Annotated in this window: 1 protein-coding gene; it reads left to right on the top strand. The window is 75.3% G+C overall.

Features of this window, described 5'->3' with window-relative positions; translation table 11 throughout:
- On the top strand, positions 1–1390 hold a 1390-nt coding region (locus tag AOK11_RS10710; protein ID WP_157869321.1), incomplete at its 5' end, for an outer membrane protein assembly factor BamB family protein.
- Positions 1391–2295: the final 905 nt, after the last annotated feature.

Here is a 2295-nt window from a genome sequence, read left to right as displayed (position 1 = left end):
GCCCCCGCCCCCGCACGACCCCGTCGTCCCGCCGCTTCCGCCGGTGCCGGTCGGCGTCCCCGACCCGGGTCCGGTCCGGCTGGCCGGCGCCGCGGTGCCCATCGGTCCCGGCCCGCGCGTCGCGGACGTGCGCGCCGCCGCCGTCAAGTCGCCCCCGCCGGAGGCCGCTCTCGCCGGTTCCTGGTCCACGTCCCGCGCCGGTGTCAACGGCGCCGACCCCGCCCCGGCCGGCGCACCCGCCGCGGCGCCGGAACAGCCGAGCGGCTGGCGGCCGTGGCGCTTCCGGATGTCCAACGACGTCTGGGGCACCCCGTCCGTCGCCGGCGACCTCGTCTACGTCACCTCCTTCGAGGTGCACGCCCTCGACGTGGCCACCGGACGGCGCCGGTTCAAGACCCGGGACGTCGCCTGGTCGATGGCGGTCGCCGACGGCCGGATCCACGCCTCCGACGGCCCCACCCTGTTCGCCCTGGACGCCCGCGAGGGCGGCGACCTGTGGCGGTTGTCCACGGACGCCTGGGTGTACTCCCTCCGGGTCGACCGCGGCACCGTCGTCACCGGCACCCGCGGCGGCGGCGTGCAGGGACGGGAGGCGTCCACCGGCCAGAGACTGTGGGAGGTCACCGGCTGCCAGACCGACTTCGAGGCCCCGGAGGCCGGCCCCGCCGTCCACGACGGCACCGTCTACGTCTGGCAGGACGCACGCCTGCGCGCCCTGGACGCGCGTACGGGCGACGAGCGCTGGTCGTACCCCATCGGCGACGCGGCCTCCTGCGGAGGCGTCCCCATCCGTCTCACCCCCGCGCCCGACGGGTACGTGTACGTCTCCGCCGGTACCCGCGTCCTCGCCCTGGACATCGCCGGCGGGCACGTCCGCTGGCACTTCGAGGCCCCCGCGGTCTTCCTCTCGCCGCCCGTCTTCGTGCCCGGCCCGGCCGTCACCGGCGGCGGCGTGTACCTCGCCGACTACCTCGGTACGGTCTACGCCCTCGACGCCACCGACGGCCGCGACCGCTGGCGCATCGCCACCGAGGCCCGCTCCTCCGTGGAGCCGGTCCTGGTCGCCGCCGGGCACGTCCACGTCGGCAGCGGAAAGGGCCTCTACACCCTGGACGCCGTCACCGGCACGCCCAAGTGGCGCTTCCAGGCCGGCGGCGACATCGTCGGCGCCCCCGCGGTCGCCGAGGGCAGGATCCACTTCGGCTCCACCGACCATCTCCTCTACACCCTGAAGGCCGACGACGGCCGGCTGAGATGGAAACTCGCGACCGGCGGCGAGATCACCGGCTCCCCGGTCGTCCGGGACGGGGTCGTCTACGCCTGCAGCAAGGACCGTTGCGTCTACGCCCTGGACGCGGAGAAGGGGACGGGGACGGCGCGTACGACGTGACGGGCACCGGCGGGTGACGGCGGGCGCCGAGGGGTAACGGCGGGCGCCGAGGGGTCCCACGGGAGGACCGGCTCCCTCCCGCCCTCGGGCAGGCCGGAGCGGCCCGGATCTCCTCGGTCATCGTCCCGGCCCCGTGGAAGAGGTCCCCGGCATCGAGGCGCGGGCCATGCCCGGCCGGTGGGCTTCGCGTGTGCCGTGGTGGGCGCAGCCTCGATCTCCACTGCGCGTCCCCGGCCCGGAACGGGAAACCGAGGGGACGTCGTCGGGCCTGTGCAGGCACGCGACGGTCTCCGTGGGTGATCCGTGGGTGATCCGTGGGTGATCCGGAGACGCCGGCGACGAGCCCCGGCCGTCTCCGTACCCGAGTGGCGTCCGGGAGCGGTGTGCTTCCAGAGCCGGGGAGAGTGCGGTCGGGGTGATGAGCGGTGGGCGGCGTACTCCGTCGCGCAGGACGGTACGTGGATCGCGGCCGTACTCCGATGAGGCCGAGGTGCGCACCGGCCGCATCGACGGTCGAGCGGTGCGCCAGGACTTCCGGCGGGCGAGCGACACCGTCCTCCGGGCTCACCGGCATCGGGTGGCCGGCCGGAGCCGGGCTCGCGACAGCGCCGGTGGCGGCGAGGACCGGGGCGGTGGTGGCGAGGACCTTCTCGGTACGGGGTACGAGGGCTCCCATGAGGAGAGCGGATCCGTACAGGAAGGGACGTCAGGACGGGCGGAGCCGATCGTCCGAGCGCTTCGAACGGTTCACGTCAGGGTTCGACCGGAAACTCCGGCGGACACGCGCAGGCCGCGACGGCTCCCCTCCGGGCCGTCGCGGCCGATGCCCGCGCGGGAGGACGGCTACTTGCCGCCGAGGTCCAGGGCCGGCGGGGCGGGCGCGTGGTTGTCCAGTGTGGTGATCT

The organism is Streptomyces hirsutus (assembly GCF_001418415.1).
Lineage (GTDB): Bacteria > Actinomycetota > Actinomycetes > Streptomycetales > Streptomycetaceae > Streptomyces > Streptomyces hirsutus.
This window is presented reverse-complemented; position numbering and strand designations above follow the sequence as displayed.